General features: G+C 39.3%; 18 protein-coding genes. 2 read left to right on the top strand and 16 right to left on the bottom strand.

Annotation, left to right across the window (positions count from 1 at the left end; genetic code table 11):
• Positions 1-170: 170 nt before the first annotated feature.
• Positions 171-1,856 carry a formate--tetrahydrofolate ligase gene (locus CWS20_RS03460; RefSeq protein ID WP_066200285.1) on the bottom strand — a complete coding sequence of 562 codons (1,686 nt, stop codon included), beginning with the start codon at positions 1,854-1,856 and terminating at the stop codon, positions 171-173.
• A 350-nt stretch (positions 1,857-2,206) separates the two neighbouring features.
• Between CWS20_RS03460 and metA the strand changes: the two genes are divergently transcribed.
• Positions 2,207-3,115, top strand: a complete 909-nt coding sequence (gene metA, locus CWS20_RS03455) for a homoserine O-acetyltransferase MetA (protein ID WP_066200288.1) — start codon at positions 2,207-2,209, stop codon at positions 3,113-3,115.
• A 53-nt stretch (positions 3,116-3,168) separates the two neighbouring features.
• On the opposite strand, the gene CWS20_RS03450 is transcribed toward metA, so the two are convergent.
• The 14 genes from CWS20_RS03450 to CWS20_RS03385 all read right to left on the bottom strand — a co-directional run bounded on the left by CWS20_RS03450 (position 3,169) and on the right by CWS20_RS03385 (position 17,465).
• A complete protein-coding gene (locus CWS20_RS03450) occupies positions 3,169-3,861 on the bottom strand; it encodes an AIM24 family protein (RefSeq protein WP_066200291.1) in 693 nt (230 codons plus the stop codon).
• Complete coding sequence (locus tag CWS20_RS03445; RefSeq protein WP_066200292.1) at positions 3,858-4,550, bottom strand: class I SAM-dependent methyltransferase; 693 nt, start codon at positions 4,548-4,550, stop codon at positions 3,858-3,860. The genes CWS20_RS03450 and CWS20_RS03445 overlap by 4 nt, the downstream gene beginning before the upstream one ends.
• A gap of 265 nt (positions 4,551-4,815) precedes the next feature.
• Positions 4,816-5,235: a transcriptional regulator MntR gene (mntR, locus tag CWS20_RS03440; protein WP_066200296.1), complete on the bottom strand. Its 420-nt coding sequence runs from the start codon at positions 5,233-5,235 to the stop codon at positions 4,816-4,818.
• A 224-nt stretch (positions 5,236-5,459) separates the two neighbouring features.
• On the bottom strand, positions 5,460-7,631 hold the full coding sequence (locus CWS20_RS03435; protein ID WP_066200300.1) for a DNA topoisomerase III: 2,172 nt from the start codon (positions 7,629-7,631) through the stop codon (positions 5,460-5,462).
• An 836-nt stretch (positions 7,632-8,467) separates the two neighbouring features.
• A complete protein-coding gene (locus tag CWS20_RS03430; protein WP_066200302.1) occupies positions 8,468-9,259 on the bottom strand; it encodes a putative hydro-lyase in 792 nt (263 codons plus the stop codon).
• 16 nt (positions 9,260-9,275) lie between these two features.
• Complete coding sequence (locus CWS20_RS03425) at positions 9,276-10,466, bottom strand: NRAMP family divalent metal transporter (RefSeq protein ID WP_066200305.1); 1,191 nt, start codon at positions 10,464-10,466, stop codon at positions 9,276-9,278.
• Between the two features lie 26 nt (positions 10,467-10,492).
• Entirely contained in the window at positions 10,493-11,260 is a 768-nt protein-coding gene (locus tag CWS20_RS03420; RefSeq protein WP_066200308.1) for a LamB/YcsF family protein, read from the bottom strand.
• Positions 11,261-11,272: 12 nt separating this feature from the next.
• Complete coding sequence (locus tag CWS20_RS03415; RefSeq protein ID WP_066200311.1) at positions 11,273-12,271, bottom strand: 5-oxoprolinase subunit C family protein; 999 nt, start codon at positions 12,269-12,271, stop codon at positions 11,273-11,275.
• Positions 12,255-12,980: a 5-oxoprolinase subunit PxpB gene (gene pxpB, locus CWS20_RS03410; protein ID WP_066200314.1), complete on the bottom strand. Its 726-nt coding sequence runs from the start codon at positions 12,978-12,980 to the stop codon at positions 12,255-12,257. The genes CWS20_RS03415 and pxpB overlap by 17 nt, the downstream gene beginning before the upstream one ends.
• 271 nt (positions 12,981-13,251) lie before the next feature.
• Complete coding sequence (locus tag CWS20_RS03405; RefSeq protein ID WP_066200317.1) at positions 13,252-14,139, bottom strand: metal ABC transporter permease; 888 nt, start codon at positions 14,137-14,139, stop codon at positions 13,252-13,254.
• Positions 14,136-15,053: a metal ABC transporter permease gene (locus tag CWS20_RS03400; RefSeq protein WP_066201833.1), complete on the bottom strand. Its 918-nt coding sequence runs from the start codon at positions 15,051-15,053 to the stop codon at positions 14,136-14,138. The genes CWS20_RS03405 and CWS20_RS03400 overlap by 4 nt, the downstream gene beginning before the upstream one ends.
• A gap of 10 nt (positions 15,054-15,063) precedes the next feature.
• The gene (locus tag CWS20_RS03395; protein WP_066200321.1) at positions 15,064-15,813 is read right to left on the bottom strand and encodes a metal ABC transporter ATP-binding protein; all 750 of its coding nucleotides are present in this window, start codon (positions 15,811-15,813) and stop codon (positions 15,064-15,066) included.
• Between the two features lie 77 nt (positions 15,814-15,890).
• Positions 15,891-16,817 carry a metal ABC transporter solute-binding protein, Zn/Mn family gene (locus CWS20_RS03390; RefSeq protein ID WP_066200324.1) on the bottom strand — a complete coding sequence of 309 codons (927 nt, stop codon included), beginning with the start codon at positions 16,815-16,817 and terminating at the stop codon, positions 15,891-15,893.
• A gap of 360 nt (positions 16,818-17,177) precedes the next feature.
• The gene (locus CWS20_RS03385; RefSeq protein ID WP_066200327.1) at positions 17,178-17,465 is read right to left on the bottom strand and encodes a hypothetical protein; all 288 of its coding nucleotides are present in this window, start codon (positions 17,463-17,465) and stop codon (positions 17,178-17,180) included.
• 312 nt (positions 17,466-17,777) lie between these two features.
• Here CWS20_RS03385 and cspD point away from each other — a divergent pair, with 312 nt between their 5' ends.
• The gene (gene cspD / locus CWS20_RS03380; RefSeq protein WP_053476725.1) at positions 17,778-17,978 is read left to right on the top strand and encodes a cold-shock protein CspD; all 201 of its coding nucleotides are present in this window, start codon (positions 17,778-17,780) and stop codon (positions 17,976-17,978) included.
• 43 nt (positions 17,979-18,021) lie between these two features.
• Here cspD and CWS20_RS03375 read toward each other — a convergent pair whose 3' ends face one another.
• Positions 18,022-18,198, bottom strand: coding sequence for a zinc-finger domain-containing protein (locus CWS20_RS03375; protein ID WP_083957460.1), 177 nt, complete (start codon positions 18,196-18,198; stop codon positions 18,022-18,024).
• Positions 18,199-18,213: the final 15 nt, after the last annotated feature.

Genomic DNA, 18,213 nt, shown 5'->3' with positions numbered 1-18,213 from the left:
TACGTGAAGGCGTTCTTTACCTTTCTAGGGTATCGGCTTGTGACCTTGAGGGGATGGCGCTTGAGCTAGACAGTTTTCGAATTTCAAAGTTATGCTTTGGTATCCTTTTAAAAAAGGCGTTCGCCGAGTACTTTTAGCGAATGCCTTCTTTTTAATATAGTTATTGTTAGTTAAAATAATCCAATGGCATTTCCATTTTCATCTACATCCATTTTCATCGCGGCAGGGGCTTTTGGCAAGCCTGGCATCGTCATGACATCTCCTGTCAATGCAACGATAAATCCTGCACCAATAGAAGGCTTAAGTTCTCTTATAGTAATTGAAAAGTCTTCCGGTCTTCCAAGCTTTGCAGGATCATCAGATAATGAATATTGCGTTTTCGCCATACAGATCGGTAAGCTGCTCCATCCTTGGGCAGTAAAATCCTGCATTTGCTTTCTTGCTTTTGCGGTAAAATCAACTTGTCCAGCACCGTAAACCTTTTTTGCTATTGCGTTAATTTTCTCCTCTAATGAATCCTTAATATTATATAACGCCTCAAAATTAGATTGTTTATTGTCAATCAATTTCAAAACCTTTTCTGCGAGTAAAATGCCGCCTTCTCCACCATGCTCCCATACTTCTGTCATTGCATAAGGAATTTGATATTGGTCGCATAATGCCGACAATACCTTTAATTCGTTGTCTGTATCATGAACAAACCGGTTAATTGCGACAACAAACGGCAAACCAAAGCTTTCGATTGTTTCAACATGCTTTTTCAAGTTTGCAAATCCAGTTGTCAATGCCTCAATATCTTCGGTTGCTAATTGATCTTTTCTAAGTCCGCCATGCATTTTTAAAGCGCGAACTGTTGCCACGATAACAACTGCTTCTGGTTTAATTCCTGCGCTTCTAGCTTTAATATGAAGGAATTTTTCCGCTCCTAAATCTGCGCCAAAACCAGCTTCGGTCACTACATAATCCGCCAGCTTAGCCGCAGCTTTCGTAGCTATGACGCTGTTGCAGCCATGCGCAATATTTGCAAACGGACCGCCATGTATGAGAGCTGGCGTATGCTCCAGCGTTTGGACTATGTTAGGCTTCACAGCTTCTTTTAAAAGTAATGCAAGCGCTCCTTCTGCACCAAGATCAGAAACTGTGACAGGCTGACGATCAATATTATAAGCAATGACCATCTTACCTAATTTTTTCTTAAGATCCTGTAAATCATTTGCCAAGCATAAAACAGCCATTACTTCAGAAGCAACAGTGATATCAAATCCATCCTCCCTTGGCACTCCCTGAACAGGGCCTCCAAGACCGATGATCACTTTTCGTAGCGCACGGTCATTTAAATCCAGTACCCTTTTCCAAACAATCCTTCGCTGGTCAATTTTCAGCTCGTTCCCCTGCTGAAGATGATTATCGATTAATGCTGCTAATGCATTGTTTGCCGTTGTAATCGCATGGATATCACCAGTAAAATGAAGATTAATATCCTCCATCGGCAATACTTGAGCGTAACCGCCGCCGGTTGCACCGCCTTTTACTCCCATCGTAGGACCAAGAGATGGTTCACGCATGGCAATCATCGCATTTTTACCTAATCTATTTAGCGCATCACCTAATCCGACTGTCACTGTAGATTTCCCTTCGCCAGCAGGTGTAGGATTAATCGCAGTGACTAAAATGACTTTGCCGTTCTCATTTCTATTTATTCGACTTAAAGCTTCATTTGATAACTTCGCTTTATATTTTCCAAATAACTCTAAATCATCTGGCATTAATCCGACCTTTTCACCAATTTCCATAATTGGCTTCATGGTTGCTGCCTGGGCAATTTCTATATCAGATTTTACAGAGTTTGCATTCATGTTGGTTTATCCTCCTATGTAGACAAATCAATTTCATACCATTACCTATTGTATCATTTCCTAATGATAAAAAAGCGATATTATTATGCTTAAATTCGGAAATTATTAAACAAATTTAAGATTTAATCATTGCCCAATAAGTTAAACGTCTTTATAATGAATTTATCCCGCTTTAACGGGCAGTAAGACTCTTAACGAGAAGACTTTGGAAATGAATCAAAAAGGATAAGTGGGAGATCAACTGCCCGTAAAAGTCCGATTGGTTCAACTAACCATCAGTGGGGGATGAAGGAAACCCCCCACTGATGGAAGTTTCACTTTATTGAAAGTTCGCACTAGGAGATGATCATTTGCCTATCACCATTCCGCAGGGGCTTCCGGCAAGGGAGATTTTGGAGGATGAAAATATATTTATAATGGATGAAAATCGTGCACAATGCCAAGATATCCGCCCTTTAAATATTCTTATTTTAAATTTGATGCCACAAAAGGAAAAAACAGAAGCGCATCTATTAAGATTGCTTGGAAACACACCGCTTCAAGTCAATATTACCTTTTTGAAAACAGAGACACATCAATCTAAAAATACAAGTCCGCTTCATCTCGAACAATTTTATACCACCTTTACGAAAATAAAAGATCGTAAATTTGATGGAATGATTATTACAGGCGCTCCTGTTGAGCTTCTTCAATTTGAACAAGTTGATTACTGGGATGAGCTTATGGCTATTATGGAATGGACGAAGAGCCATGTCACTTCTACTTTACACATATGCTGGGGAGCTCAGGCTGCTCTTTATCATCACTTTGGCATTGATAAGTATCCATTATCTGATAAATGCTTTGGCGTATTTGACCATAAAGTCCATGACTGGTCTGAGAAATTATTGCGGGGCTTTGATGATTTTTATACTGCGCCGCATTCCAGACATACCGATGTATCGTTGGCAATGCTGACAAATCATCCTGAAATCAAGGTTCTATCAACTTCGGATGAAGCTGGTGCATTTATCATGAGTGCAAATAATGGCAAACAAATTATGATTACAGGCCATCTTGAATATGAAGCTATGACACTTGCAGAGGAATACTATCGTGATCACAGCAAAGGTTTGGCTATTAAACTCCCAAACCACTATTTCCCTAATGATGATCCGGAGAAGACGCCTCGCAATACATGGCGCTCTCATGCTCACCTGCTTTTCTCTAACTGGTTAAACTACTATGTGTATCAGGAAACACCTTTTGAATGGGACTAACTTATACAATGAAAGCAGTGAAGTAGCTCTTCACTGCTTTTTTGATTACTTATTTATGAATCGTTAGAAAAATAACCTTCCTCAAACGGCTGGACGACAACAAAGCCGTCACCTGTAAATTTCATTTGCAGCGAGTCGCCGCTGCCTCTACCTACAAATGTCTTAAGAGATACATCTGCGACAAATTCAGGCTGAAGATTGCCTGACCAGGCAACTGTTGCATTTGGATCAGTGTATACGGGCTGATTTGGCGAAACCACTAATGTTAAAGGCTCATAATGCGACGTGATTGCAACCATTCCATACCCTTCCAAACGAATATTAAATAGCCCGCCTGATAACATGCCAGCAATTTTTCTCATGAGTTTAATATCCCATTTAAGCGAAGGCTCAAAAGCTAACAGGTCATTGCCACTAACATAAAATGCTTCTCCAGCTAGCCGGATAATTGAAATTTTCTTGCCTTGATCTGCAACGTATAGCTTTCCATTCCCAGTAGCCTTCATTAGTGCTGAGCCTTCGCCGGAAAATGCTCTTTTGAACATTTTTCCTAAGCCATGTTCCAAAATACCTTCACGCGCAAATTTTATGTTCCCTTGATAGGAAATCATCGCACCAGACTTTGCCCAAATTTGATCCGTTAAATTAATCTCTAGCAGTCTCGGTGTTTCTAATTCAAATAATCCTTCCCCTTTATCTTCCTGCCTTGTTGCATCAACAAATTCTTCCAATGAATAGCGGTTCATAGCCTCACCCCTCTATTTTTTAATATAAACACCCACATAAATGACAAAGACTGTTTTAATTCAAGTGGCAACGCACCTTTTGGCAGAAGGTCTGCTGCCTTTTTATATACACCCAATTCATCGACTTTTTCAAACCCTAGCGCTAGTGAAATCTTTTCAAATTCCCATGGCATCATTGTGTTGCATATCACTTTTTTCCCTAATAACCGTGAATAGCTATTTTCCCTTGGTCCGGCAGTTGGGCCTAAAATGCCAATACAAGCATATGCATCTCGCTTCAGCACCCTTTTTACTTCTTCAAGTACGCGATAAGGATCCTCTGTCCATTCAAGCGAATTTATTGCCAAGATACCATCAAAGCAATCATCCGCAAAAGGCAGGGAAGCAATATCACCTTTTAAAAACGTACTTGTATATCCTTCATTAATCGCTTTAGCTTTTTCTATCATTTCTTCCGCTACATCAATTCCGGTGACATCCATATTCGCTTTCGCTAGCTTAAGAGCGCCATAACCGTCCCCGCACCCTAAATCACACACTTTGCTATGCGGTTTTAAGTATTTTAAGAAAAGTGGAGTAATATCCTTTCTGCTGCCGGCTTCCCACATTTCCCTTGATCTTGCATTCCAGCCATCTGCCCTTTCATCCCATTGTTTTTCTGCTGCCTTTGACCAATCAAACTGTGTCATTCAACTTCACCCTTTATGTATTTTCCCGTTTTTATATGTACGATATTTATAAAGAAAAAGTTTCACATTTATAAAGTGAAACTTCAATCAGTTGGGGTTTTCCTTCATCCCACACCTATGCTTCTTCGATCCCTCTAAACTTTTAGGTCGGGCTTACTGCCCGTTAATCTGTGATAAAAATACCTTTTTTGTCAAACCATAAACATAGACAAAACAATAACAGAGCTATCCATTAAGCCATGTGACTAGTTGGACAGCTCTGTTATTATTCTTCATTATTCTTTTGAACAATTCTTAACGCTTCTATTCTCGATTTATCTTCTTCAAAATATTGGACTAAATCTCCAATCCGATCAATCGCATCCCAGCTGAGGTGATGCTCTATTCCTTCGACATCTTCATAAATATGCTCATCTTTTACACCGATAATTTTAAGCATTTGTTCCAATAACTCATGTCGATAAACTAGCCTCTTGCCAATTTTCTTCCCTTTTGCAGTAAGAACAAGGCCCCGGTATTTCTCATATACGAGATATTCGTCTTTATCCAGTTTTTGAACCATTTTCGTAACCGAAGATGGATGGACTGATAGCGCTTCCGCAATATCCGATACTCGGGCATAACCTTTTTCTTCTATCAACAAGTAAATTTGTTCAATATAATCTTCCATACTTGGTGTTGGCATGAGGACCCTCCCATAAAGAAAAGCATAAGTACCAACCTGAAATGGTAAAACATAAGACGGAAGGGTTCTTTCCCCAATGTTTTATCCTATTGGTACCTTTGCTAAACATATCTTATTTCTAAAATAGGCTAAACCTATCATTAATCACATTCATTCACTTGGTTTTTAACCATCATTAAAAATGATACTATAATTCACTGAAGGAGACAAGGTAGACTTGGGAACTATGGTAAAAATTGCTTGTCCGGGAAATGAAATTTCAACTTTTTTTCTTTTCTATCCCATGTAAGCTGGGCTGAAAATGATTTGTCTTTGCTCTTAAAGCCTTCAATCATGTCTGTTTTTCCGTCTTTTAGCAGTTGTTTAATCAGTTTTTGAGTAATGCTTTTACCCATCATTTTTTTTGATAATGTAAAGCGGCAATTCGCGTTTTTATAATTTGAACAACCATAAAACTCGCCTTTATCCATTACTTTTCCATCACATAACATGCAACTGCCCAAATAGGTTGTTCGTTTCTTTTTATATTCCCTAGGTGTGAAATTCTCTTGATCTTCTATGGAAAATGACCAAGCCTCCGCATTTTGCCCTGTTGATTGTACAAGATATGATATCATCTTATTCGTTTGATCCATAAATTGTTTAGGTGAAGCCGTTCCTTCAGAAATCTCTTTTAACCGTCTCTCCCATTTAGCGGTCATTTCCGGTGAAGCTAAAATTTCTTCACCGATTGCACCTATCAAAATTTTTGCCTTAGATGTTGCAAAAACAACATTTTTACGAATTTCAATGTATTTGCGATCTTTTAACATTGTGATAATGCCGGCTCTAGTTGCTTCCGTACCTAATCCTTCCGTCTTCATCAACACTTTTTCAAGCTCTTTATCTTCTATATATTTTCCAGCTGTTTTCATGAGTGTAATAAGCTGTCCTTCAGTATAGCGTTTAGGTGGCTGTGTTTTACTTTCTTTAACATCCACTTTATCAGTATTGCCGACTTCCCCAACGGTCAAAATAGGAAGAATGTCTTCCTTATCCTTTTCAACTTGAGGAATCACCTTTCTAAACCCTTCTTCCAGCTGTACTTTCCCTTTTGAAATAAATACAGCTCTGCCATCCACTTTTGTTTTAACTGTTGTATACTCTGTCACCGCTTTTTCATAATGTGCAGCGATTAAGCTTTTCGCAACCATATCATATATTTTTTTCTCGTCTGCAGACAGCTTATCTAATCGAGGCACTTGTTCTGTCGGAATAATTGCGTAATGATCAGTTACCTTTTTCTCATTCACATAACGTTTATTTTGCTGAATGGACTCAATCGGCATCGGAAAAAAGCTTGCATAGTCCGCTTGCTGTGATAATTTATTCAGTATAAGTGAAAAACTTTCCGCTTCCCCTGGGGTCACATGTCTTGAATCCGAACGAGGATACGACACCATCCCTTTCTGGTAAAGCTGCTGAAGAACATCCAACGTTTTTTTAGGTGGGAATTTATATCGGCGGTTAGCATCAGCCTGCAGCGCAGACAGATTATAAAAGAGGGGAGGTAAATATTCTTTTTTCTCACTTTGTACCTCAGCTACTTCTGCCTGTTTCCCATTGCAAAAGGCTGCAATTTTTTCTGCAAGTTCTTTTGTTTTAATCCTTGTTTCCCCGTTGTTTTCCCATTTCCCAGTATATTTTTTGCCTTGAACTGAGAATTTGGCAAGCACTTCCCAAAACGGCTCTGATACAAATTGATCAATTTCATTTTCCCGCTTTACAATGAGCGCAAGTGTCGGTGTCTGTACTCTTCCAACTGAAAATACGTCTGAGAATCCCTTTTGCTGCAGCAGTAAGCTATATAACCTTGATGCATTCATGCCTACAATCCAATCAGCACAGGCTCTCGTATATGCTTCATAATATAAATTACGGGTTTTCTCCTCTTCCAATAAATTCAAAAATCCTTCCTTAATGGCATGCGGTGTTAAGGAAGAAATCCACATTCTTTTCATTGGAAGGCGACAATTGGTTAATCTTAATATATTCCGAATGATTAATTCCCCTTCTCGCCCTGCATCCCCTGCATGAATGACTTTTGTCAGTCCGGGCGTAGCTAGAAGCTTTTTTATCACATGAAATTGTTTCGCTTTGTCTTTTGTCACTTCGTATGTAAACTGCTGCGGAATCATCGGCAATGTTTCAAGCGACCATTTCTTCCACTTCGCTTCATATTTTTCCGGAGAGGAAAGCTGGCACAGATGACCGACTGCCCAAGTCACATACGCTCCATCCTGAAACACATCATTTGGCAGAATCTCGACATATCCTTGATGCTTCTTTATTTTAAAAATGGACGCAAGCGTCAAGCCTTGGTCCGGCTTTTCTGCAATGATTAATGCAAGTCCCATTTATGGTTAGCCCTCCTCTATAAATGTCTATTTATCAATGTTTTATTTAATTGTTGGATGATTAAGGTCGATTATCGGTAAAAACACAAATCTTTATCCAGAGCTCCTTATATTATATAGCAGAGTTTCGCGTTATGTAAGTACGTTCATTTTGTAGCTCGATTTATGAATGAAAAGATAGAGCTGTCCAGATTATATCGGTAAATGAGCTGGTTGCATTTGGAAGAATAGACCGATTACCGGTGATGACGATGAAAACTGATTATATGAGAAGGCCAGTTTCTGTTTGACTGCACCTCATTTTGGTTCCAGTTACACGTACTATGACCATTTTTTGCGGGACCGCACCTTATTTTGGTTCCAGTTATACAATCTATAACCAGTTTCTGTTTGACTGCACCCCATTTTGGTTCCAGTTACACTTTCTATGACCCTTTTCTGCGCGAACGCACCTCATTTTGGTTCCAGTTACACTTTCTATGACCATTTCCTGCGCGACTGCACCCCTTTTTGGTTCCAGTTACACTTTCTATGACCATTTTCTACCCGAACGCACTCATTTTGGTTCCAGTTATACTATCTATGACCCTTTTCTGCGCGACCGCACCTCATTTTGGTCCCAGTACACCAAATTTTGGTTTCCCTATATCAATAAAAGGATTAAGCTAAAATTAAAAGGACTGAGTCTGGTAAAATACCAAACTCAGTCTACTGTTGCATAAATAATATATCTTCAGCTCGCAGCGACGAAGCGGCTTAACGCTCCCATCGCTCAGGAAGCGAAAGGTATGCGTCTGAAAATCCGATTCTCTATAGCTGAGCTTAACCAGCTGTGATTAGATGATTGCAAAGTGTTCGTTTTTCAAATCAGTTATAAACATATGACCCGGAGCATGGGTGATCATTATTTCCGGCTTTACGTTCATGGCAACTGCTTGTGGTGTCACACCACACGCCCAAAAAACAGGTACTTCGCCGTCTTTTATCGTTACTGGGTCTCCAAATTCAGGTTGATGGATGTTTTTAATTCCAATTGCTCTTGGATTGCCGATATGAATCGGCGCACCATGGACAGATGGGAAGCGGCTCGTTACTTGAACGGCCCTGATTGCATCCTTTTCAGACATAGGTCTCATGCTGACTACCATAGGACCTTCAAATGCCCCCGCTTTTACACAAGGGATATTTGTTTGATACATTGGCACATTGCAATTTTCTTCAATATGTCTGATTGGCACACCGTTAGTTAGTAGAGCATCCTCAAACGTAAAGCTGCAGCCGATTAAAAATCCGACCATATTGTCATCCCACACATCCGTTACATCTGTTTTTTCTTCAACAAATTCACCATGCCTGTAGATTCTATATTTAGGAATATCGGTTTTTATATTTCCTGTAGGAGCAGCCAGTTCAGGTATGCCTGAACCAGGCTCTGTAACGTCAATAATTGGACAAGGCTTTGGGTTACGCTGACAAAATAGCAAAAAATCAAAAGCTAGCTCTTTAGGAATAACTGCTAGATTCGCTTGGATAAATCCATTTGAAACGCCTGAAGTGGGCTTTAGCCATTCTCCTTTGCGAATCATATCCCTCGCTAAGTCAGGGCTATATAATGCGGGAGCAGACATTGTTATTTCCTCCAATCTATTCGAATAATTGCGGAATGCCATTAAATAATGTATATCCTCCCATTATGGCCATTGCAATGACGATTATGATTCCGAAAATCGTCATCCAAACAGGGTGCTTATAGTCACCGACAATTTTCACTTTATGTGCAGCCACAAGCATAACACCAAGTGCGACTGGCAAGATTAAACCATTTACTGATCCAACCAACACTAGAATCTTAACCGGCTGGCCGATAGATACAAATATAATTGTTGATACTGCAATGAAACCAACAATAAACCATTTTGCATTTTTATCAATAAACGAACTAAAGGTACGAATAAACGAAACGGACGTATAAGCTGCTCCTACTACAGATGTTACGGCTGCAGCCCACATAATCACACCAAAAATTTTATAGCCAACATTGCCAGCAGCATGTTGGAAAACTGATGCAGCTGGGTTATCAGGGTTAAGTGCCAGCCCTTGGGAAACAATTCCTAATGCAGCAAGGAATAAGAATATCCTCATGATGGATGCAATACCAATTGCACTCACTGAACTTTTCGTAACTTGCGGAAGCGCTGATTTTCCTTTAATTCCAGCATCTAATAATCGGTGACCACCAGCAAAAGTAATATAACCGCCGACAGTTCCGCCAACTAAAGTAACTATGGCTAAAAGATCAATAGTATCCGGAACAAATGATTTAACGACTGCTTCACCATAAGGAGGCTGAGCAGTAAACATGACATACACCATTAAAGCGATCATGACAAAGCCCATTACTTGTGCGAAACGGTCCATTACTTTACCTGCTTCTCGCACTAAAAAGATACATATTGCAACAATACCACTCAATAGAGCCCCAAGCTCGGGAGATACACCAAATAATACATTTGTTCCTAATCCAGCTCCGGCAATATTTCCGATATTAAAGGCCAGGCCTCCCATTACGATGAGAGCTGCCAAAAAATAGCCTAGACCAGGGAGAACTTCATTTGCTATGTCTTGTGCTTTTTTCTCTGAAACCGCAAGAATTCGCCAAATATTTGTTTGGGCACCAATATCAATAATAATGGATATTAAAATAACAAAGCCAAAGCTCGCTAAAAGCTTGTCAGTGAATACAGTTGTCTGTGTTAGAAATCCCGGTCCAATGGCGGACGTTGCCATCAAGAACGCGGCACCTAAAATAATGCTTCTAGTTGATTGAGTTTTCATAAATGCCCCCTGATTTTATGGTTGTTTTATAGAAAGTCACCGATTTTAGCGACCTTAATATTTGCTCTCTGCAATGCTGTTAAAATATATTTAGCAAATTCCAGCGCGTTTGCACCGTCGCCGTGAATGCATACGGTATCTGCCTTGATGGAAACATCTACTCCTTGAAGTGATAATACTTGTCCCTCTTTCACCATTCGAATGACTTGATTGACCGCTGTTTCGTGATTCTTTATAAGCGCGTTCTCTTCACGTCTAGAGGTTAATGTGCCATCCGCCTGATAAGTACGGTCAGAAAAAACTTCACTGGCTGAACGTATGCCAATCTTCTCTCCTGCTTTTACTAATTCTCCACCTGCCAGTCCAAAGAGAATAAGTTCCGGATCCACTTTATAGACAGCCTCAGCAATTGCTTCAGAAAGAGGTGCATCTTTTGCAGCCATATTAAAGAGTGCACCATGCGGTTTCACATGCTGGAGCTTGCCTCCTTCAGATTTCACAAAAGCCGATAGCGCACCAATTTGATAGACTACTAAGTCATATGCCTCCATCGGAGTTACTTTCATTTCTCTTCTTCCAAAGCCTACTAAGTCCTGGAAACCAGGGTGTGCGCCAATCGCTACATTTTTATCTAAAGCGAGGCGCACTGTTTTCCTCATCGTTGCGGGGTCGCCTGCATGGAACCCGCAGGCAATATTTGCGCTTGTCACATAATCTAGAATCTCCTCATCACGCCCCATCTTATAAGCGCCAAAGCTCTCTCCCATATCACAATTCAAATCAATGATCGCCATCTCTAACTCCTCCTATGCAAATTTATGTTTGATTCCAACTTTCAGCTCCTGAAGCACCTTCTCTTTTTCAAGAATTAAACGCTGAGCTTCATCATGAGTGATTTCTGTAAAATGAAGTGTATCTCCCGGCTTTGCCTGTGCAAGAAAAGGTAAATCAACTGATGCAATTTGAGCAATCTTTGGATACCCACCGGTCGTTTGTCTATCAGCGAGCAATATAATGGGGTCTCCTCCGGGCGGAACTTGAATGGTGCCAAATGCGACTGCTTCAGAAATCATTTCCTCAGGTTTTTCCAAAGCAAGGGCTGGCCCTGTTAGCCGATAGCCCATGCGGTCAGATTGCGATGAAACTTCAAAGCCTTCTTCATACAATTTTTGTTGGCTCTGTTTCGTAAACAAATGGTAATGCCTACCCTTTAACACTCTTATAGACTTTCTTTTTTGATATATAGGAATGAGGCTAGCATCTACCGCCCATCTCCCTGAAACGAAATCGGAGGATAATTGAGGCTGATAGAAATGGATCATCTTTACGGCTATGCTACTTGGATTTCCTATATGAATAGCATCATGTTTCTTTAATGCCCGTCCCTCATTTCCGCCGATTTTCGCTCGTAAATAGGTTGACTTGCTCCCCATGATAAATGGCACCGAAAATCCACCTGCTGCTGCAAGATAAGCACGACAGCCTGCTTGGCACTTGCCAAATGAGAGTACACTGCCTTTTTTTACAAAGATTGGTTTCCACGTCCCTATCGCCTTGCCATTAATAGCCGGCGAAAGATCTCCCCCGGTAATTGCGATTAATGTATTTTCATGAAATTGTATAGTCGGTCCTATTAAAGTCATTTCGATTGTTGATTCGCTTTCCTTATTGCCGACTAGAAGATTAGCCACTCGATGAGCGATTTGATCCATAACCCCGCTTGCAATCACACCATATTTTTGAAATCCGTACCTGCCCAAATCTTGAATGCTCGTTAGAAGGCCGGGTTTAATGATGGTTATCATTGTTATCATTCTCCCATTCTTTATATTCTTCAAGACTAATAGGGAAAAATTGTACTTTATCTCCGGCATGCAATAGACTTGGTATTTCATCGTCAGGCCGGAAAAGCTCAATCGGCGTACGGCCAATGAGCTGCCATCCACCTGGCGTTTCAATTGGATATACACCCGTTTGCATACCTGCAATACCAACCGTTCTAGCCGGAATTTTTAATCGCGGTGTATCCCTTCGCGGCGCAGCAATGCTTTCTGACATTCCCCCGATAAAAGGAAAACCAGGCGCAAACCCTATCATAAAAACAGAATAATCCCCACCTGCATGAATATGGATTACTTCATCTGTTGTCAGTCCATTTATCTTTGCTACTGTTTCTAGATCAGGACCGAATTCTCCACCGTAGCAAACAGGAATTTTGATCACACGTGGTTCAGCTGCTTTATTGCCCGTTATTGTCTTAAGCAAGTCATCAATTAATTTGCAAGCATATTCATATGGCAAGACTTGATGATTGCAAAGTCTTGCTAGCATCACAGGTTCATAAAAAATTGTAATTGTCGTAAAAGCAGGGATATATTCTATTATCCAAGAGGGTGCTTCAGCATCTAAATAAGCTGTCACTAAATGAATTTTTTTTTGAATGTCATTTGAGATTTCATCGCCAAGCTCAATAATGACAGCTTGATCACCTAACGGCTGCAGTGTATATTCCATTCATTTACCTCCATACAAAACTATAATGATAAAATTAATTTCTTATATTCCTATAACTGTTAAATAACGTATTTCATTTACAATCAAGAGAAATCTTTTAGTTATTATAAAAATCTATTAATTATAAATATTAATTATATAGTTTTTTTTATAAAAACAATAGCTTTAAATGAATTTTTTTTATTTATATAAATAAAAACTTATAATCATGCTTATATTATTGGGATAAAAAAAGAACTTCGCCAAGTTTAGCTGGCAAAGTTCTTTGATCTTATTTTCCAATCTGTTCATGCAGTTTTTTCTGCGGGAGCCTCTTAGAAAGAATGCCTTTAGATGGCGAGAATAGAAATACAAGCAAAAATATGATTCCATTCATCATTGCCATACAACCTGAGATAGATGCATCAATATATGATGCAGCATAATAGCCTACCACGGCAGCTATAACACCGAATACAGCGCTTAATAACAGCATGACACTTAATTTATTTGTCAATAGATACGCTGATGCCCCAGGTGCAATCAGCATAGCAACAACAAGGATTGCGCCAACACTGTCAAATGAGGCTACTGTCGTAATGGATACCATCCCCATTAATAAATAGTGGATCAATAACACCGGAATACCGATTGCAGCAGCCATTTGCGGATCAAAAGAAGTAATCTTGAATTCCTTATAAAAAAGAACGATGATGACTAAATTAATGATCAATACTGATGCGAGCATGAGAAATGCTTTCGGTAATGGCGGTAGGAATCCTATTTGCACAAGATCAAATGGGACAAAGGCAATTTCGCCCATTAAAGCATGGTCCACATCAAGGTGAACATTATCAGCAAATATGGTTATTAAAATAACACCTATTGCAAATAAGAAAGTAAACACAACACCAATGGAGGCATCTTCCTGTATTCCGGAGCTATGAAGCAATTGTACGAAAACTGCTGTTAACAACCCCACTGCTGCGGCACCGATTAACATATACAGGCCGTTCATGCTTTGGCTTATAAGAAAGGCAAGAACAATTCCTAGGAGTACAGTATGGCTAATCGCATCGGCAAGCATAGAAAGCTTTCTTAAAATTAAAAAGCAGCCTACCACTCCACAAGTAATTCCAGCCATTGAACCGATGATTAGAATCCACGCTTCATAACTCATGACACCCTCCCCTTTGTTCCAGCTTCATTTAATTGTTTATAATAAATTTTCTGCTTGATTTTCTTCGCAATGATTCCTCTTTCCGGTGCAAATAGCATAGAAATTACGAAAATAGCGGTTGCTGTTACAACAATAAATGGACCTGTCGGCAATCCTTGCCCTAGTGCGCTTATCATCGTCCCGACGACACCTGAAAACGCTCCAAACATTCCCGAAATCACTATCATTTTGCTGAGCGAATTTGTCCAATAACGTGCTGCAATGGCTGGTGTAATTAGAAGTGCAGCCATCAAGATGACGCCAACTGCCTGGATGCCAACTACAACGACACCTACAAGCAATGATATAAACAAAAAGTTTAAAAATCCAATAGGCAATCCGAGGCCCTTTGCGAATTCTGGATCAAATGTGATCACTTTAAATTCTTTAAATAATATCGCGGTGATGAACACTAATATGGCTGCAGCACCAGCCATTACTTTGACATCACTGCCGACAATTGAGGCAGCCTGCCCAAAAATAAATGCATCCAAACCGCTTTTATTTCCTGAAGGTAGCTGCTGTACTTTTGTTAATAGTACAATACCAAACCCAAAGAAAACAGATAAAATCAAACAGATTGCTGTATCTTCCTTTATGATTGTCGAAGATACGATGTATTGAATACAGTAGGCTGACAGTAGCCCTGTAATCGTTGCGCCAATTAGGAGAACAATCAATGACCTCTCACCTGTTAATAAAAACGCAATGCATATTCCAGGTAAAGCCGCATGGGCAACAGCATCGCCAATCAAGCTTTGTTTTCTTAATAGGGCAAAGCTGCCCAAAACACCGCTAGCTAGCCCTAATAAAAGGGTCCCGACCAAAACCCATTGCGTATTTGCATCACTAAGCATCAGCATAATGCTATTCATTTCAATCACCTCATTTTTGTTCAACCATCATTTTACCTTGCTCTAAGAAGGCAAGTTTCCCACCGTATGTTTGATGCAAATTTTCCATAGTAAATACTTGTTCAGTTGGACCTGAGGCGATGGTCTCAACATTTAATAATAGGCAATCATCAAAATAATCTTTAACTGTTTGTAAATCATGATGGACGACAAGGACTGTTTTCCCTTGGCTTTTCAGCTCATTAAGAAGATCAATTATCGCTCTCTCTGTTGCTGCATCCACACCAACAAAAGGTTCATCCATGAAATACACTTTAGCATCCTGCGCTAAAGCTCTTGCAAGGAAAACACGTTGCTGCTGGCCTCCGGATAATTGGCTTATTTGGCGGTCAGCATACCCCTCCATGCCAACTTTCTCCAAACACTCTCTTGCAATCTGGTTATCTTGTTTACTTGGTCGCTTAAACCATCCAACATGCCCATATCTTCCCATAAGCACAACATCTAAGGCACTTGTAGGAAAATCCCAATCTACTGAACCTCTTTGTGGAACATATCCAACAATTCTATCCTTTGCCCGATACTTTTTATTGTATATTTTCACTTCACCGGATGCCTTTGGAATGAGACCGAGAACAGCTTTAATCAAGGTCGATTTGCCGGCACCGTTTGGTCCTATGATTCCGATTAACTTCCCTTCAGGTACTGTAAAGGTGACATTTTTCAGCACCGCCTTTTTTTGATAAGCGACTGTTAAGTTTTTCACATCTACTGGATTCAACATAACCACTCCTAAAACTAATATCGAGGTGACTAAGCATCTTGGTTATAAACCGATGCTAGAGCCACCTCACTTTGTTACTTTAATGCTTTTGTAACCGTATCTATATTATGCTTATACATTCCGATATAGGTGCCTTCCTCTGTTCCTTCTTCGCCCATTGCGTCAGAGTATAGTTCGCCGCCAATGCCCACTTCATGCCCCTTTTGCTGAGCTCCTTCTATCACTGCATTGATTGATCGTTCTGAAATACTTGATTCTACAAATACTGCTTTAATCTCCCTGTTTACAAGTGTATCTACTAGATGTTGAACATCTCCTAATCCATATTCTGCATCTGTGCTTAACCCTTGTAGTCCTAACACTTCCATCTCATAAGCTGCGCCGAAATATCCAAATGCATCATGTGCGGTTACAAGTACACGCTGATCTTCCGGAATCGTTTTCAGCTGCTCACTTGCATAAACTTTAAGATCATCTAACTTCTTAAAATATTCGTCTGCATTTTTCTCATAGTACTCTTTGTTAGCTGGATCTGCCTCAATGAGTCCAGATTTAACCTCTTCCAAAGCATGCTTCCATAAATCGATATCGAACCAAACGTGGGGGTCCACTGCGTTTTTATCATCTTCATCATCTAACAAGTCTTCTTCTTTAATGGATTCGGAAATCGCATATGTTGGTTTTTGATCATTCATTTTATCCAAAATATCGTGCATCTTGCCTTCCAAATTTAAACCGTTATAAAAAATCACATCTGCATCTTGTAATTTAGCGATATCACTTTGGGTCGCTTTATACAAATGGGGGTCAGTTCCCGGACCCATCAAACTTTGAACTTCAACCATCTCGCCGCCAATATTGTTAACTCCGTCCGCGATTTGCGCGATCGTTGTTGTTACTTTTAGTTTTTCATTTTCATTATTTGCCGATGAGCTTTCATTAGAACAAGCTGTTAATAAAAGTAAAGGCAAAATTGTAAAGAGAACAAACCATTTTTTCATTTCATTACCATCTCCTCAAAAGATAGTCCTTTAAAGTGAGTATATGCACCTTTTTTTGAATGATGCATATATGTTACCTTCGGACATGTTTTTTATACCGAGCAATAAAAGTTTCCCTTGTGCAACATTTTATACTTAATAAAAAAATTCGTCAACATATTTTATATAGAAATTTTGAAACAAAAAAAGAAGCTAATCATATTTAGCTTCGCAGAGTGTTGAGAAAGTAAAAAATAAGTTCAGAGAGATGTCCCTCGGATCCTGATGGAGATGCGAGTCATTCAAAAGACAAGCAGAAATAAGTGACAAAGCAGCTCGACGCAATCGTCAGCATTTCCCTAATAAAGGAAATTCCATTCACTACCCATCATGCTGTGAAATATTGAATCCGTCATATGAGTACCAGTCCTCTTTTGGAATGACATTGGAGACGGTTAATATAAATGAAGGTATTGTTTCTATATTAAAAACGATGATGCCTTGTTCATTGTCTAAAATAATAAATGAATCTCCATGCGAGTAATGGATAAGCTCTTTTCCCATTTGAATGATTGCTTTACATATCCTTTGCCTCTCTTGTTTTTCAATTATTACATTGACTGAAAATCGAAGAATCCATTCATGATGATTGATTGAGAATCGATACATATTCTCACCCTTTCTTCAATTTACATATAATTATGAAAAATAACGATAATTATGTACGCTTTTCATTATCCAGTCATTTGGAAAAAAGCAGAAAATTATGATACTAGAAATCCTCTTTATTATAATTTTTACAATATTTATAGAAAAAACATTCAGATTTCTTGACTGAATGATGTCGTTATTGTATATTATAAACATCATTTAACAGAATATATTTCCTATATTCCATAATAATATTGCAGTATGTTTATGTTGGATGAAAATTTTTTCTGAAGGCAAATGGTCTTCAAAGGTTTAGGAGGATAAGTTAATATGCAAAACGGTAAAGTAAAATGGTTTAACAATGAAAAAGGTTTCGGTTTTATCGAAGTTGAAGGTGGAGACGATGTATTCGTACACTTCACAGCTATCACTGGCGAAGGCTTCAAATCTTTAGAAGAAGGTCAAGAAGTTTCTTTTGAAATCGTTGAAGGAAACCGCGGACCACAAGCTGCAAACGTTGTAAAACTTTAATCCTATAATAAACAAGGCTGGCAAATGCCAGCCTTTTATTTGTTTAATTTAGCTCTTTACCAATTGATTTTATTTTTAAGCCGACTGTACACTGAGTAATACAAAACCGATGGGCAAAATTTCTTCCTTTTTCTTTGCGGTGGTATTTATATAAAAAGCATTCGTCACAATATTGATCCATTATGCTCTCTACTTCCTGCACTATTTTTTTCTTCTCCATTACCGACTCCCTTTC

The organism is Cytobacillus horneckiae (assembly GCF_002835735.1).
GTDB classification, from domain to species: domain Bacteria; phylum Bacillota; class Bacilli; order Bacillales; family Cytobacillaceae; genus Cytobacillus; species Cytobacillus horneckiae.
Note: the sequence above shows the minus strand (reverse complement) of the source record. Positions and strands in the feature narration are given on the sequence as shown.

Bases quoted from the DNA above. Each gene is read 5' to 3' on its own strand.
- CWS20_RS03445 (WP_066200292.1), bottom strand. From the start codon at position 4,550: ATGACACAGTTTGATTGGTCAAAGGCAGCAGAAAAACAATGGGATGAA.
- CWS20_RS03400 (WP_066201833.1), bottom strand. From the start codon at position 15,053: ATGAATAGCATTATGCTGATGCTTAGTGATGCAAATACGCAATGGGTT.
- CWS20_RS03420 (WP_066200308.1), bottom strand. From the start codon at position 11,260: ATGGCGATCATTGATTTGAATTGTGATATGGGAGAGAGCTTTGGCGCT.
- CWS20_RS03390 (WP_066200324.1), bottom strand. From the start codon at position 16,817: ATGAAAAAATGGTTTGTTCTCTTTACAATTTTGCCTTTACTTTTATTA.
- mntR (WP_066200296.1), bottom strand. From the start codon at position 5,235: ATGCCAACACCAAGTATGGAAGATTATATTGAACAAATTTACTTGTTG.
- pxpB (WP_066200314.1), bottom strand. From the start codon at position 12,980: ATGGAATATACACTGCAGCCGTTAGGTGATCAAGCTGTCATTATTGAG.
- CWS20_RS03430 (WP_066200302.1), bottom strand. From the start codon at position 9,259: ATGTCTGCTCCCGCATTATATAGCCCTGACTTAGCGAGGGATATGATT.
- CWS20_RS03460 (WP_066200285.1), bottom strand. From the start codon at position 1,856: ATGAATGCAAACTCTGTAAAATCTGATATAGAAATTGCCCAGGCAGCA.
- CWS20_RS03425 (WP_066200305.1), bottom strand. From the start codon at position 10,466: ATGAAAACTCAATCAACTAGAAGCATTATTTTAGGTGCCGCGTTCTTG.
- CWS20_RS03450 (WP_066200291.1), bottom strand. From the start codon at position 3,861: ATGAACCGCTATTCATTGGAAGAATTTGTTGATGCAACAAGGCAGGAA.
- CWS20_RS03415 (WP_066200311.1), bottom strand. From the start codon at position 12,271: ATGATAACCATCATTAAACCCGGCCTTCTAACGAGCATTCAAGATTTG.
- CWS20_RS03375 (WP_083957460.1), bottom strand. From the start codon at position 18,198: ATGGAGAAGAAAAAAATAGTGCAGGAAGTAGAGAGCATAATGGATCAA.
- cspD (WP_053476725.1), top strand. From the start codon at position 17,778: ATGCAAAACGGTAAAGTAAAATGGTTTAACAATGAAAAAGGTTTCGGT.
- CWS20_RS03385 (WP_066200327.1), bottom strand. From the start codon at position 17,465: ATGTATCGATTCTCAATCAATCATCATGAATGGATTCTTCGATTTTCA.
- CWS20_RS03435 (WP_066200300.1), bottom strand. From the start codon at position 7,631: ATGGGACTTGCATTAATCATTGCAGAAAAGCCGGACCAAGGCTTGACG.
- CWS20_RS03405 (WP_066200317.1), bottom strand. From the start codon at position 14,139: ATGAGTTATGAAGCGTGGATTCTAATCATCGGTTCAATGGCTGGAATT.